Source organism: Arthrobacter sp. HS15c (assembly GCF_040812005.1).
In the GTDB taxonomy this organism is placed as follows: Bacteria; Actinomycetota; Actinomycetes; order Actinomycetales; family Micrococcaceae; genus Arthrobacter.
In genome coordinates this window covers 100,832-114,670 of record NZ_JBFOHM010000011.1, presented here as the reverse complement: position 1 = coordinate 114,670, position 13,839 = coordinate 100,832, and the positions used below count along the sequence as shown (strand labels likewise).

General features: G+C 67.3%; 14 protein-coding genes. 6 read left to right on the top strand and 8 right to left on the bottom strand.

What is annotated here, in order from left to right; all coding sequences use genetic code 11:
- Positions 1–5: 5 nt before the first annotated feature.
- A complete protein-coding gene (gene speB, locus ABV518_RS18485) occupies positions 6–1,070 on the bottom strand; it encodes an agmatinase (protein WP_367770134.1) in 1,065 nt (354 codons plus the stop codon).
- Between the two features lie 346 nt (positions 1,071–1,416).
- On the opposite strand from speB, the gene ABV518_RS18480 reads away from it, so the two are divergent.
- On the top strand, positions 1,417–2,112 hold the full coding sequence (locus ABV518_RS18480; RefSeq protein ID WP_367769885.1) for a hypothetical protein: 696 nt from the start codon (positions 1,417–1,419) through the stop codon (positions 2,110–2,112).
- Between the two features lie 138 nt (positions 2,113–2,250).
- On the opposite strand, the gene ABV518_RS18475 is transcribed toward ABV518_RS18480, so the two are convergent.
- Positions 2,251–2,826 carry a helix-turn-helix domain-containing protein gene (locus ABV518_RS18475; RefSeq protein ID WP_131134093.1) on the bottom strand — a complete coding sequence of 192 codons (576 nt, stop codon included), beginning with the start codon at positions 2,824–2,826 and terminating at the stop codon, positions 2,251–2,253.
- Between the two features lie 294 nt (positions 2,827–3,120).
- Here ABV518_RS18475 and ABV518_RS18470 point away from each other — a divergent pair, with 294 nt between their 5' ends.
- Positions 3,121–4,638: a sodium:solute symporter gene (locus tag ABV518_RS18470; protein WP_367769881.1), complete on the top strand. Its 1,518-nt coding sequence runs from the start codon at positions 3,121–3,123 to the stop codon at positions 4,636–4,638.
- Positions 4,639–4,745: 107 nt separating this feature from the next.
- On the opposite strand, the gene ABV518_RS18465 is transcribed toward ABV518_RS18470, so the two are convergent.
- Complete coding sequence (locus ABV518_RS18465) at positions 4,746–4,970, bottom strand: hypothetical protein (protein ID WP_367769878.1); 225 nt, start codon at positions 4,968–4,970, stop codon at positions 4,746–4,748.
- A 257-nt stretch (positions 4,971–5,227) separates the two neighbouring features.
- Here ABV518_RS18465 and ABV518_RS18460 point away from each other — a divergent pair, with 257 nt between their 5' ends.
- Both ABV518_RS18460 and ABV518_RS18455 read left to right on the top strand, forming a co-directional pair.
- Positions 5,228–6,397 carry a VIT1/CCC1 transporter family protein gene (locus ABV518_RS18460; RefSeq protein ID WP_367769875.1) on the top strand — a complete coding sequence of 390 codons (1,170 nt, stop codon included), beginning with the start codon at positions 5,228–5,230 and terminating at the stop codon, positions 6,395–6,397.
- Complete coding sequence (locus ABV518_RS18455) at positions 6,397–7,293, top strand: matrixin family metalloprotease (protein WP_367769873.1); 897 nt, start codon at positions 6,397–6,399, stop codon at positions 7,291–7,293. Before ABV518_RS18460 ends, ABV518_RS18455 begins: the two co-directional genes overlap by 1 nt.
- Before the next feature lie 28 nt (positions 7,294–7,321).
- Here the strand turns inward: ABV518_RS18455 and ABV518_RS18450 are convergent, their stop codons facing one another.
- On the bottom strand, positions 7,322–8,455 hold the full coding sequence (locus tag ABV518_RS18450; RefSeq protein ID WP_367769871.1) for an LOG family protein: 1,134 nt from the start codon (positions 8,453–8,455) through the stop codon (positions 7,322–7,324).
- A gap of 9 nt (positions 8,456–8,464) precedes the next feature.
- The gene (locus tag ABV518_RS18445) at positions 8,465–8,935 is read right to left on the bottom strand and encodes an SRPBCC family protein (protein WP_367769868.1); all 471 of its coding nucleotides are present in this window, start codon (positions 8,933–8,935) and stop codon (positions 8,465–8,467) included.
- Positions 8,936–9,106: 171 nt separating this feature from the next.
- Between ABV518_RS18445 and ABV518_RS18440 the strand changes: the two genes are divergently transcribed.
- Entirely contained in the window at positions 9,107–9,847 is a 741-nt protein-coding gene (locus ABV518_RS18440) for a GntR family transcriptional regulator (protein WP_367769865.1), read from the top strand.
- Between the two features lie 95 nt (positions 9,848–9,942).
- Positions 9,943–10,848, top strand: coding sequence for a 5-deoxy-glucuronate isomerase (gene iolB, locus ABV518_RS18435; protein ID WP_367769862.1), 906 nt, complete (start codon positions 9,943–9,945; stop codon positions 10,846–10,848).
- 74 nt (positions 10,849–10,922) lie between these two features.
- Here the strand turns inward: iolB and ABV518_RS18430 are convergent, their stop codons facing one another.
- Genes ABV518_RS18430 through ABV518_RS18420 form a run of 3 tightly spaced genes read right to left on the bottom strand, consistent with a single transcriptional unit; the run spans position 10,923 to position 13,827 of the window.
- The gene (locus tag ABV518_RS18430) at positions 10,923–11,957 is read right to left on the bottom strand and encodes a Gfo/Idh/MocA family oxidoreductase (RefSeq protein ID WP_367769859.1); all 1,035 of its coding nucleotides are present in this window, start codon (positions 11,955–11,957) and stop codon (positions 10,923–10,925) included.
- Positions 11,954–12,739 carry a TIM barrel protein gene (locus ABV518_RS18425; protein ID WP_367769856.1) on the bottom strand — a complete coding sequence of 262 codons (786 nt, stop codon included), beginning with the start codon at positions 12,737–12,739 and terminating at the stop codon, positions 11,954–11,956. The genes ABV518_RS18430 and ABV518_RS18425 overlap by 4 nt, the downstream gene beginning before the upstream one ends.
- Positions 12,739–13,827 (bottom strand): Gfo/Idh/MocA family oxidoreductase, encoded by a 1,089-nt coding sequence (locus ABV518_RS18420; RefSeq protein WP_367769853.1) that lies wholly within the window; start codon positions 13,825–13,827, stop codon positions 12,739–12,741. Before ABV518_RS18420 ends, ABV518_RS18425 begins: the two co-directional genes overlap by 1 nt.
- Positions 13,828–13,839 lie beyond the last annotated feature (12 nt).

The following is a 13,839-nucleotide window of genomic DNA, read 5'->3' as shown; positions in this document are numbered from 1 at the left end:
TGTGATTACTCCTTGATTCCGGCTGCGAAACCGGCGGGCTGGCGGACTTCCTGGCCGAGGGCCTGGGCGGCGTAACCGTTAGCTGCCCCGAAGCGGTCACCTTCAACAGCATTGTCCGCCATCAGTGTGACCAGTTCATAGGCCACGTGGCTCGCGGCCACGCCGGTGATTTCGGCGTGGTCGTAGGCGGGGGCAACCTCGACGACGTCGGCTCCCACGAGGTTCATGCCGCGGAAGCCGCGGATGATCTCCAGGAGTTCGCGGCTGGTGATGCCGCCGGCTTCGGGGGTTCCGGTGCCCGGGGCGTGGGCGGGGTCCAGGACGTCGATGTCGACGGAGATGTACAGCGGGCGGTTGCCGATCCGGTCGCGGACCTTGGCCACCGTTTCGAGGACGCCCTGGTAGTAGACGTCGGCGGAGGTGACGATGCCAAACCCGAAACGGTGGTCGTCGTCGAGGTCCTTCTTGCCGTAGAGCGGGCCGCGGGTGCCAATGTGGCTGATGGCCTCGGTGTCCAGGATGCCTTCTTCGACAGCCCGGCGGAACGGGGTGCCGTGGGTGTATTCGGCGCCGAAGTAGGTGTCCCAGGTGTCCAGGTGGGCGTCGAAGTGCAGCATGGCGATGGGGCCGCCGGCACGTTCGGCCGCGGCGCGAAGCAGGGGAAGGGCGATGGTGTGGTCGCCGCCGAGGGTCACCAGCTTGCTGCCGGCCGAGGTCAGGTCCAGGGCGTTTTGCTGGATAGTTTCGATGGCTTCGTTGATATTGAACGGGTTGACCGCCATGTCGCCGGCGTCAGCAACCTGGATGTTTTCAAACGGGCTGACGTCCCAGGCGGGGTTGTACGGGCGGAGCAGGCGGCTGGCTTCGCGGATGTGGTTGGAGCCGAAGCGGGCACCCGGGCGGTAGGACACGCCGGAGTCGAAGGGCACGCCCACCACGGTCACGTCAGCCTTGGCCACCTGGTCCAGGCGCGGCAGGCGGGCATAGGTGGCAGCGCCCGCGTAACGCGGGATGCGGGATGAATCGATGGGGCCAAGGTTGCCGTTGGCTTCGATGCGCAGCTCTTTCACAGTGAGCCTCTCCTTCGAGGATTGATCGGCGGGTGTGACAGTCATCATACCCCGAAGTTTCCTAATGCGCATCAAGTGTTTACAAGCACCTCGGGGCACCTGCACTCCCGAACGCTCCTTCCCAGTTGCTTTCCGGGCTCCCGGCCGCCGCCTGGCTCCTCCCCCGGAATCACGGGGCAGCTTCTGGCCGGCCGCGGATGCCAGACGGAGCAACCGGGCAGGAACGCACAAAATAGGCACCGAGGACGCCATGCCTGCAGGAACGCGAAGCCCGCCTGCCGCCGGTTGCCCACATAGGACCTGTTTCCCTTTCCGAATCCGCGACGGTCCGCCTGCAATGGGCTCCATGGACATCTTCGAACACCTCGTACAGGCCGGCGGGGTTGCCCGCACCGCCCAACTCCTCAGCGCCGGATACTCCAGGAGGGACATTGGGCGCCTTACCGCGCTCGGTGCCACGCAACCGCGGCGGGGAGTCTTCCTGGCGGCCGGCTGCGACGGAGACCTCGCCGCCGCCATTCACCACAACGGCCGGCTGACCTGCGCCAGCGCCGCCGCCCGATACGGTTTGTGGCTCCGGGACCCGCCCGCCCGGCTGCACCTGGCCTGCAACCATGGTCACGGCAAGGGCTTCGTCCGGCACCGGACCGTGCGCTTCGACGGTCACCCGGAACTGCCTCTGGCCGCGGTTGAAGACGTGGCCCCTCACGCACTCGGGTGCCTGGCGCCGCCGTCGTCTACGGCCATCGCCACCTCGGCCATCCGGCTGCACGGCGTCCCACTGGAACTGCTTCGGGCAGAGTTGCACGGGGACCGGTCCGGCCCCATCAGGTGCGCGCTGCAGGAGCTCGACCTGCGGGCGGAGTCCATTGTGGAAGTCGACGCACAGCATCTCTTCCGTGGCAACGGCATCGAATTCACCTCGGCAGTCAACGGCTACGCCGCCCCTCGCTATATGCCCGAGCACATCTGGTTCAACCCGGAGCAGGTGCTGGCCGAAATCAGGGCCGTACTTGCCACCAGGGTGGCCTCGGCCGGGTAATGAGTGCGTTCCCGCCCAGTTACTGCGGCCCAATCCTCCCCGAATCGGCGGCAGCCCGCGTCAGAACAGGAACCCCGCGAAGCAAGTGGGCCACCAACCGGGCAGGAACGCACACGCAACAAACACGGAAGGAAAGGCCTACCGGCTGGCGGCGGGGACCAGCACCCAAAGGACTTCGACGGACTTGTCGGTGGGGTTGACCCAGGTGTGGGGTTCGCGGCCGGGGAACGTGACGGTGTCCCCTGTGTTGAGCTCATATTCCTCGTTGGTGAGGATCAGCTTGATACTGCCCTTGATAACGTGCAGCACATCGACGTCGCAGTCCACGGCGTAGAGCTCGGATTCGCCGCGGCCGTGGGGCTCGATGACGGCCTGGATGATCTGGATCCGGCGTTCCGAGCGGGCCGTCAGCAGCCGCTCCACAATTCCTTCGCCCCCAAGCGAAATCCGCGGCCCGTCATTGCGCTTGGTCAGGTGGGTTTCCGGGGCCGCGAACAGGTCCCCGATGGAGATGGACAGGACCTGGCACAGGGTCACCAGCGAGGCAACGGATGGCGAGGTCAGGTCGCGTTCGACCCGGCTGAGGAAGCCCTTGGTCAGCCCGGTGGCGTCGGCAACCTGCTCGATGGTGAGCCGCTGGGACTGCCGGGCGGCACGGATTCGGGACCCGATGGCAACGGGAACGTTGCTCGGCTCTACTGGCAGTGCCTTCATTGTGCAGACCTTTCATGGCCGGCAACCCGGCCCCATCTCTGGAGCAATCCTAATGGCCGCTCCCCCATGTGACGCCGCTACGCAACAGCCGGAGGACGTGGCGGCGGGCCCTTGACTGTTACCACGGTCACAGCATACGCTTTTAGGCAACAAGTGTTGCCTCCCATGCAATATCCGGGAAGGCAGTATCCGAGGATTCTCCTCATCCCCACCTCGTAAGAGCAGCGGAACACCGGCTCCCCAGCAACCTCCGGGTTCCAGCAACGCTGCACCTCAGCTCCAAGGAGCCCCAACATGGACGCTAACTTCGTCAACATCGCCATTGTGGTGGTTTACCTCATCGCAATGCTTGCTTTCGGCTGGTGGGGCAAGTCCCGCACCAAGAACAACAGCGATTTCCTCGTGGCCGGCCGCCGCCTGGGCCCGTTCCTCTACACAGGCACCATGGCCGCCGTTGTCCTGGGCGGTGCCTCCACCGTCGGCGGCGTTGGCCTCGGCTACAAGTTCGGCATCTCCGGCATGTGGCTGGTGGTGGCCATCGGCGCCGGCGTGCTGCTGCTGAGCCTCCTCTTCGCAGGCACCATCCAGAAGCTGAAGATCTACACGGTCTCCCAGATGCTCACCCTTCGCTACGGCAGCAAGGCAACGCAGACCTCGGGCATCGTGATGCTGGCGTACACACTGATGCTGTGCGCCACGTCAACCAGCGCCTACGCCACCATCTTTGTGGTCCTGTTTGGCTGGGACCGCTGGCTCGCCATCGCCATCGGCGGGGCCATCGTCCTGGTCTACTCCACCATCGGCGGCATGTGGTCCATCACCCTCGCGGACCAGGTGCAGTTCGTCATCAAGACCGTGGGCATTTTCGCCCTGATGCTTCCCTTCACGCTCAACGCGGCAGGCGGCCTCGACGGCATCCGCAGCAGGGTTGATGAAAGCTTCTTCCAGATGGATGGCATCGGCGTGCAGACCATCATCACCTACTTCGTGGTCTACACCCTGGGCCTGCTCATCGGCCAGGACATCTGGCAGCGCGTGTTCACCGCCAAAACCCCGGGCGTAGCACGCTGGGGCGGCGCCACTGCAGGCGTCTACTGCATCCTGTACGGCGTGGCCGGCGCACTGATCGGCATGGCCGCCAGCGTGGCACTGTCGGGCATCGACATCGCGGCAAAAGACGACGTCTACGCCGAAGTGGCCCAGACGATCCTTCCGGTGGGCATCGGCGGCCTGGTACTCGCCGCAGCCGTCGCCGCCATGATGTCCACCGCCTCCGGCGCCCTGATCGCCGCAGCCACCGTGGCACGCGCCGACGTCCTGCCGTTTGTTGCCAGCTGGTTCGGCAAGGACGTCAACACCGACGACACCGACAACCCCGAGCACGACGTCAAGGCCAACCGCATGTGGGTCCTGGCCCTCGGCATCGTGGCCATCCTGATCGCGATCATCACCAAGGATGTGGTGGCCGCCCTGACCATCGCGTACGACATCCTGGTGGGCGGGCTCCTGGTCGCCATCCTCGGCGGCCTGGTGTGGAAGCGCGGCACCGGCATCGCGGCCGCAGCCTCCATGGCCGTGGGCTCGGTGGTCACGCTCGGCACCATGATCGTGCTGGAAATCAACGCCAAGGCCCCGCTGGACGGCGTCTTCGCCAACGAGCCGATCTACTTCGGCCTCATCAGCTCAGCCGTGGTTTACGTGGTCGTCTCGCTGCTCACCAAGCCCACTGACCCGCAGGTCATGCGCAACTGGGTGCGGCGCGTAGCCGGACAGGACAACGAGGAAGCTCCGGTGGGCGCCACCGCGCCGTAGATCTCGACAGGCTCGATCACCGAAGAGCCAAGCTCGGTCACCGCAAAGCACGACGGCGGCGCCTCCTTTCGCCCATCAGCGAACCGGAGGTGCCGCCGTCGTCCGTCCTACTCCGTTTCGCGGAACTCGTCGGGATCCAGCGGCACCACGCGCTCCTCGGCGTCGACCACTGCGCGCACCGGCGGGACGACTGCCTCTTCAGCGTCCAGGAATTCGTCCTCGGTATCCCAGTCGCTCTCGTCAACAGGCGCATTCTCGGCGTAGTCATAGGCGGGATCGGCTTCTACGGCATCAAGGTGCGGCATGTCCGGGTGCTGTCCGGTGGTGTTCATTGTGCAACCTCCGTTTGTTCGCCACTGACGTGCTCTTTCGGCCGGGCGCTGGCGGACGCCACAGTTTCATCACAGCACCGCCGGGAGCCCCGGTCAAGGGTCCGCTGGCCGGCCCGCAGGGGGTGCGCGGAACCGGCGATATTAAGGGAACCCGAAACTCCGGGGTGAGGTTTGCCAGCCGAAAATCCGCGGGATTCCGCGGTAAGCTGGTCGTTGCAATGGGGCCGAACCATGCCCTATCAAGCTCAGGAGCCTCTGTGTCTCAGCACGCCAGTCCCGGCCAGCACCGCGCCCGGTCAGATTCCGCCCGGTCAGAATCGAACCCCGCACTCCAGCCGCCCAAACCCGACCCCACTTCCGCGGATATCCGCCGCTGGCGCCAGTACCTGGCCGACGAACGGGCCGAGGCAGCCGTCTACCGGGACCTCGCACAGAACCGGCAGGGCGAAGAACGCGAAATCCTGCTGGCCCTGGCTGAAGCAGAAGGACGGCACGAGGCCCACTGGCTCCGGCTCCTGGGTGAGCACGCCGAGAAATCCCGCCAGGCGTCGCTGCGCAGCCAGCTGCTGGGCTTCCTGGCCCGCCATTTCGGCTCGGTCTTTGTCCTGGCACTCGCCCAACGCGCCGAGGGCCGCTCCCCCTACGCCAAGGATCCTTCCGCCACGCCGGCGATGGCAGCCGATGAACAGATCCATGAGGAAGTGGTCCGCGGCCTGGCAACCCGGGGCCGGAACAGGCTGGCCGGGACATTCCGCGCCGCCGTGTTCGGGGCCAACGACGGCCTGGTCAGCAACCTGTCGCTGGTCATGGGCATGGCAGCGTCCGGCGTGGCCAGCAGCGTGGTGCTCCTGAGCGGGATCGCGGGCCTGCTGGCCGGTGCGCTGTCGATGGGTGCCGGCGAGTTCGTCTCGGTGCGCTCCCAGCGTGAGCTCCTCGCGGCCACCAGGCCCACCCAGATCACCCTTGCAGCCGCGCCCAAGCTGGATATCGAACACAATGAGCTGCTGCTCGTGTACCTGGCGCGTGGCATGTCCCACGAAGCCGCCGAGCACCGGGTGGCAGAACGCATGGGCCTGCTCTCCTGCGACTGCGATCCCAGCCTTTCCCTGCAGCCCGAACTCCCCGAGCCGGAGGACCAGCACGAAGCCGTGGGGACCGCCTGGGGCGCTTCACTGTCCAGCTTCTGCTTCTTTGCCTCCGGCGCGATCGTTCCCATTCTTCCCTTCCTGTTCGGCATGACCGGCGTGGCCGCACTGGTGGTGGCCGGCGTCCTGGTGGGCCTGGCCCTGCTGGTCACAGGCGGCGTCGTTGGCCTGCTGTCCGGTACGTCGCCGCTGACACGGGGCCTGCGCCAGCTGGCCATCGGGCTGGGCGCCGCGGCCGTGACGTACGTGCTGGGCCTGGCCTTCGGCACCGTGGTGGGTTAGTGGAAAACCTTCCCCAGGACCGCCCGCCAGGCAGCGGACGGCGCTCTGCGGGGCGTTCCCTGCGGAACATCCTGCTGGGGATCACCGCCGGTACCACTGTCCTCGTGGTCGGTGGTGTGCTTTACGGCGGTTCGCGCTTTGGGGAACTGCTCGATATCCGCCTCGGTCCCGGGGCGGTCCAACCCGGGGAAACGGGAGGCGTCCGGCCTGCCGCCGAGGGCCGGCCCGAGGCTCCGCCGCCCGGGCTCGAAGAGGCAGACGAGCCCCTGGGGACGCCGGAACCGCCCCTATACGCCAGCGATTCCTACCAGTTCCTGGCGACAAACGACGACGGCACGCCTGTTGGGTATTCCCCCTGCCGCCCGCTGCACTACGTCGTGAATGCGGACCTGGTCCCCGCCGGCGCCCAGGACCTCATCCCCGAGGCGATCGACACCATCTCCCAGGCCACCGGGATCCGTTTCATTTACGACGGCGCCACCGCCGAACAGCCCTCCGCGCAGCGCGCTCCCTACCAGCCGGATTCGTACGGCGACCGCTGGGTGCCGCTGCTGGTCTCCTGGACCACTCCGGAGGTGGCCCCGCAGCTCAAGGGCAAAGTGATCGGCACCGGCGGAAGCACGCACTTCAGCTACGACGACGGACCCAAGACTTTCGTGACCGGCAGCCTGGAGCTGGACTCGCCGCAGATCGCCGAAGAACTGGAGCAGCCCGACGGCAAGCTGTACGCCACGGCCGTCATCCTGCACGAGCTTGGCCACGTGATGGGGCTCGAACATGTGGATGACCACCGGCAGCTGATGTATCCGGAGATCGGCACCCCGGAAGGCCTCGCGGCCGGCGACCTCAACGGCCTCTACGAACTGGCCGACGCCCTGTGCCGGAAGGACCTGTAGGCCACCGCAACAGCAGACAGGCCTTTGGCTAGCCTCCGATCACGGCGAGCGCCTCCTCCACGGTGTCCACGAGGAAGATCCGGTCCTCCATCGGCCGTCCCGCCGCGAGCCGCCGGAGCATGGGCCAGGCCGGATACTCCTGCTGCCAGTACCGGCTGCCGACCAGGACCATCGGAGTGACGGCTTCGCGAGCGCTGTAATAGTTTTCGCACGCGTCCTGGAACATCTCCTGAACGGTCCCGGCCGCCCCGGGCAGGAAGACAATGCCGCCGTTGCAGACTTCCAGCAGGATCGCCTCGCGTACAGCGTTGGCAAAGTATTTGGCGATGTGCGTGGCAAAGTAGTTCGGCGGCTCATGCCCGTAGAACCAGGTGGGAATTCCCAGCGACGGCGTCCCGTCGGGAAAACGGTCGACGACGGCGGCTGCCGCCCGCGCCCACGCGGACACGGAGGGGCGGAAGCCGGGGACGGTCCCCAGCGAAGCCAGCACCGCCTGGAAGTCCTGCTCGGGAACGCGGCTGAGGTAGGCACCGAGGTTGGCGGCTTCCATGGCACCGGGACCTCCGCCGGTGGCCACCAGCCGCCCGCTGCCGGCCAGCACCCGGCCCAACGCAGCGGCCTGGGCAAACTCCGGCGTGCCGCGCTGGGCGTTGTGCCCTCCCATCACGCCCACCACAATGAGTGCCGCACCGGCATCGGAGCGGACGAGCTCGTCAAGGGCGTCGCCGATGGCGTGGTCGTGCAGGGCCGAGGCAAGCGTGGCGTCCAGCCGGCGCCGTTGCCCGGGGCGGATGCTCCACTGGTAGACGAGGGCATCAGGCAGTTCCTCGTACGGGGCATGGTCCAGGCCGGCGTACAGCTCCTGCGGCGTGTACAGCCTTGCCCGGTAGGGATCGAAAGGAACACCTTCAAGCCGGGGGAAGATCAGGGCGCCGCGGCGCCGCAGGCCGTCCTCAACCCCTGGGTCGAAGGTGCAGCCGAGGAAGATGGCGCCTTCAACGTCGAGGCTCTCCAGCGCTGCGGTCCGGCCGCGCAGATCCAGTGACTGGGCGTGCCATCCGTGCATGGCCACGGCGCCGGCCGCCACCAGCCTGTCGAAGTTGGCCAGGCTCTCGACTTCAAGGGTCCGGGGGCTGGGGCGCACACTGCCGGTGGGGTTCACGCCGTGCCCCTAGTTTGCGACTCCGGCTGCGCCCGTAACGTACTGGTCCAGCCTGGTGAGTGTCTTGTCGATGCTGGTCGGGTGGCGGCGCAGGTACCCGGCCAGCCGCAGGAAGACTTTGCCGCGGACGGCTCGGGCGTCCCATTGTTCGGTGACGCGGGTCCCGGTGGTACCGTCGGAACCGGTGGCCGGTTCCAGGAGGTAGCGCCAGATGTGGCCGTAGAAGTGGCGCCATGCAATGCGCCGGCCTTCCTCGAACTCGCAGACCGTGTTGAGGATCCTGTAGTCCACGGCCATGTTCATTTCCATGCCGAACCTGGCCCCATCTGAGAGCCGCTCCGGGCCGCGCGGCTGGGCACCCTTGACCGTGCCGGAGCCATCAATGACACTGTGCATGGCCGGAGTAGCCAGAAGCTCGAAGATCCGTTCCGGTGTTGCGGGAATGAAGCGCTCACGGGACACCAGGTATCGGTTGTTCATCGGCCCAGCCTACTGCCGCAGGCCGTACCCTGGCCGGACCGCTGGTCCTTGGCGGCCCGAAAACGGCCTGCTATTATCGTCACAAAGGCAGTATGTCCTATCAAGCGAACATAGGCTGACATTCGTGGTTTCCGGCAGAACCGGTATCCGCGGACCACAAGGGAGCGCTCCATGGCGAATCAACTAAACCTCAGCATCGACCGTTCTTCGCCGGTGCCCCTCTACCACCAGGTGGTGCAGGGCATTGAGTCGGCCATCCACACCGGACTCCTCCCTCCCGGCAGCCGGCTGGACAACGAGATCGACCTGGCCGCCCAGCTCAACCTGTCCCGGCCCACGATGCGCAAGGCGATGGATGAGCTGGTGCGCTCCGGCCTGCTGGTGCGCAAGCGCGGCGTGGGAACACAGGTGGTTTCCAGCCAGGTGCGCAGGCCGCTGGAACTCTCCAGCCTCTTCGACGACCTCAGCAACAACGGCAGTAAGCCCACCACCGATGTCCTCAGCTTCTCCCACATCGAAGCCGACGAGGCGACGCGCGAAGCCCTCCAGCTGCCCGCAGGCGCCAAGGTGTACCACTTCACCCGGCTGCGCAAGGTGGGCGGCAAGCCGCTGGCCCTGATGGAGAACTGGGTGCGCGATGACATCACCTCCATCGATGAGGCCCAGCTCGGCGCGCAGGGCCTCTACGGCATCCTGCGCAACGGCGGCGTGAACTTCAGGCTTGCCTCGCAGCGCATCGGGGCCATGGTGGCCAACGACTACCAGGCTCCGCTGCTGGAGACCGAACCGGGTTCGGCGCTGGTGACCATGGAACGCACCGCCGTGGACGACACCGGCCGCAACGTGGAAACCGGGCACCACGTCTACCGAGCCGACTCCTACAGTTTCGAAATGACCCTCGTCCAGCGATAACGCCGGACCTCAGCGCGCTGCGCGCGCTACCACCAAGCCAGCGCCGGCTGGTGCAATCACGCTACTGCTGTGCCCTCAACGAAAGAGCAAAATCTATGGCCAACTGGGTATATCCGCTAGGTTCCGCCGCCGACGGCAGCTGGGACGTGTCCCTGGGAACGTCCGACTCGGCACTGACTGTGGACGGCTGGGCCCACACGGGGCTGAAGGTCGCGACGCTCGCGGCGGGTGCCGCCGTCGAACTTCCCGCCTCGGCTGAGGAGCGCATTGTCGTTCCGCTGAGCGGATCCTTCACGGCCGCCGTCGACGGTGAGGACTTCCGGCTAGCCGGCAGGGCCAGCGTCTTCAACGGCCCCAGCGACGTGCTCTACACCGGCACACAGAAAGCTCTCACCATCAGCTCGGCCGACGGCGGCAGGGTCGCCATTGCGACCGCCCCCGCCAAGACGTCCTACCCCACCCGGCTGGTGACCGCCGCGGAAACCCCGGTGGAGCTCCGCGGCGCCGGGAACTGCTCCCGCCAGGTGCATAACTTCGGCACCCCGGCTGCCCTGGAGGCAGACCGCTTCATCGTCTGCGAGGTCATCACACCGGCCGGCAACTGGTCCTCCTACCCGCCGCACAAGCACGATGAGGAGAAGGACGGCGAGACCAGCCTCGAGGAGATCTACTATTTCGAGACCCGGGTTGCGCCCGAGGGCCCGGCTGCAGCCGGCGCCGGCGTCCAGGGCGACGCCATCGGCTACCAGCGGGTCTACGCCTCGGACGAGCGGCCCATCGACGTCTCGGCCGAGGTCCGCACGGGCGACGTTGTCCTGGTCCCGTACGGCTGGCACGGGCCCGCGATGGCCGCCCCGGGCTATGACCTCTACTACCTGAACGTGATGGCCGGACCCGGACCGGTCCGCGACTGGCTCATCAGCGATGACCCGCACCACGGCTGGATCCGCCAGACCTGGGAGGGCCAGGACGTGGACCCGCGGCTGCCCTTCGGAGCCTAGGCAGCAAGCAGAAGCCCCTCACCGCACGCGGTGAGGGGCTTCTGCTGTGTCCGTGGCAGTACGGAAAAGCCTGGCTAACGCGCCACTTTCAGGGCCACGCGGACGGGAACACCGGTCGCGAGGGACTCCTGGGCGGCATCCGCCACCCGGGACGCCGCTACCGCGTCCTCCGGTGTGCAGGGATTCTCCCGGCGGCCGAGGATCAGTTCCACAAACGCCGCCATCTCGGAGCGGTAGGCAGCATCGAACCTTTCGGCGAAGGTCAGATGCGGCTCCCCCGCGGGGAACCCGATGCCGGCTTCGGCCGAGGCCACTGCGGTTTTGTCATCCAGCCCCACCATCAGCGACCGGCGGGACCCCTGGATTTCCAGCCTGACGTCGTGGCCTGCCCCGTTGTAGCGGGTGGCGGAGACGGTACCCACAGTCCCGTCGTCGAACGTCACCAGCGCCAGGGCGGTGTCCACGTCCCCGGCCGCGCCGATGGCCGGGTCCCCGTTGTTGGAGCCCTTCGCGTAAACCTCGACGATCTCCCGGCCGGTCAGCCAGCGGAGGATGTCGAAGTCGTGGACGGAGCAGTCCCTGAACAGGCCGCCGGAGCTGGCCAGGAACTCCACCGGTGGCGGTGCCATGTCGCACGTGACCGCCCGCAGTGAATGGATCCAGCCCAGTTCCCCGGCCTGGTAAGCCCGCCGGGCCTCCAGGTAGCCGGCGTCGAAGCGGCGCTGGTGGCCGATCTGCACCACGCCCTGCCGGTCCCGGATGTACTCCAGCACCGGCAGCGCGTCCGCCACGTCCAAAGCCACCGGCTTTTCGCAGAAGACCGGGATTCCGGCGTCGACCCCCGCCTTGATCAGCTCAGGGTGCGTGCCCGTGCCAGTCGCAATCACCAGCCCGTCCAGCCCGGAGGCCAGCAGGGCTTCCACCGACGGGAGGAACGCTGCCCCCAGGCCGGCCGCGACGTTCCTGGCGTGCTCTTCGGCAACATCGGTCAGCCGGAGCCGGACGTTGATGCCTTCCGCGTTGAGTACCCCGTTGAGGGCGGCGATGTTGTTGGCGTGCATCACGCCGATCCGCCCCACCCCCACGAGTCCCAGGATGACGTCCTTCATCGCTTCTCCTCTGCATAGACGGTGAAGGCCGCGCGGAAGGCGTCCAGGGCCGCGTCGCTGTCGTCCCTGGCCCAGGCTTCCATGCCAACGGTTCCCTCATAGCCGGCCTCCGCGAGCGCCTTGGCGACGGCCGCGTAGTTGATTTCCCCGGTCCCGGGTTCGCACCGGCCCGGGACGTCGGCCACCTGGATCTCTCCGATGTAGGGCAGGGCTGCCCGCACCAGTTCGATGAGGTTCCCCTCCCCCAGCTGTGCGTGATACAGGTCCAGCATTAGCTTGGCGTGGGGATGCCCCGCGGCCTCCACCAGGGCCAGGGTGTCCTTGGCGCGTGCCAGCGGGATGCCGGGGTGGTCAACGACGGTGTTGAGGTTCTCCAGGCAGAACGTGACGCCGTGTTTTTCGCCCAGCTTGCCGAGCCGTTCCAGGGTCCGCGCCCCGGTGCTCCACATCGTGCCGGTGGAACGGTATACGGGGCGTGCTGCGTGGCCGTCGATCAGTTCGGCCGGGTGCACCACCATGCGGCTGACCCCCAGTTCCAGTGCCGTGGGGATCAGCGATTCGGCGGTCCGCACCACATCATCGGCGGTTTCGGGGTCCACCAGGCTGCCCGAGGTGTAGCCCGTCATGGAGGAAAACACCGCCCCGGTGGCCTTGAGCGCACCGATGTCCTTGGTCCGCGAATCCCAGAGCTCGACGTCGAAGCCGGACTCGTGGATCCGGCGCACCCGTTCCACAAACGGAAGGTCCGTGAAGACCATCTCCGCGCAGACTGCCAGGCGCATCAGACGGCTGCCGTCTCGTTGACCGCGACCGGGGCGCCGCGCTGGACAGATTCGATGCACGCCAGTGCCATGGCCAACGCGCGGCGGGCATCGACGGCACCGGGGGTGATGGTGAAGCCGGACGACGACGGCGGCATGCCATCGCGCCGCGCACGCACCGCGCCGGCGAAGTCGGCGAGTTCGTCCGTGTAGGCCTGGCGGAACAGTTCCACGTTGAGCCGCGGGGTGTCGGCGGACAGGCCATCCGCCGTGTAGCGGCGGGCGGCCGTTTCTGTGGCGCGGCCGGCCTGGACCATGCCTTTGGAGCCGAAGACTTCGCCGCGGATGTCATACCCGTACAGGGCGCTGAAGTTTGCCTCCGCCACGGCCACTGCGCCGTTGCTGTAGCGGATGGTCACCACTGCGGTGTCCAGGAACCCCGCTTCACGCAGGGAGGGCTCCACCAGCGCGTCCGCCACGGCGTATACCTCCACGGGCTCGGCGCCTTCGTTGAACCAGTTGAGGGTGTCGAAGTCGTGGATCAGGGTCTCCAGGAAGATGGTCCACGCCGGGACCCTGGCCGCGTTCGGGATGCTCCCGGTCCCGGGGTCACGGGTCAGGGAGCGAAGGAGCTGCGGTGTCCCGGCGATACCTGCGGCGAGGTCCTTCTTTGCGGCCTGGAAGTCGTCGGCGTACCGCCGGTTGAAGCCGACCTGGAAATGCACGCCGGCCTCTTCCACCGCTGCGAGGGCGGCGTCGAGTTCGTCGAGCCCCTGGCCGGCGGGTTTCTCGCAGAAGACGTGCTTTCCGGCGGCGGCGGCTTGGGCGATCAGCGACGAATGGAACCGTACCGGGCTGGCGATGATGACGGCGTCGATCTCCGGATCCGCCAGGATGTCTTCGGCGTTGGCCGTCACTTGGGCGGTGCCGAGTGTTGTGGCGAGGCTCTGGGCCGATTCCACGTTGGGGTCGGCGATGGCCGCCAGGACGGCGCCCGGGACGCGCCGGGCGATGCTGTCTGCGTGGAACGCGCCCATCCACCCGGAGCCGATGAGCCCGATCCGGACGGGTGCCGGTCCTGCGGCGGGGTTCTGGTTGATGTAAGCCAATGGCTGGTCCTT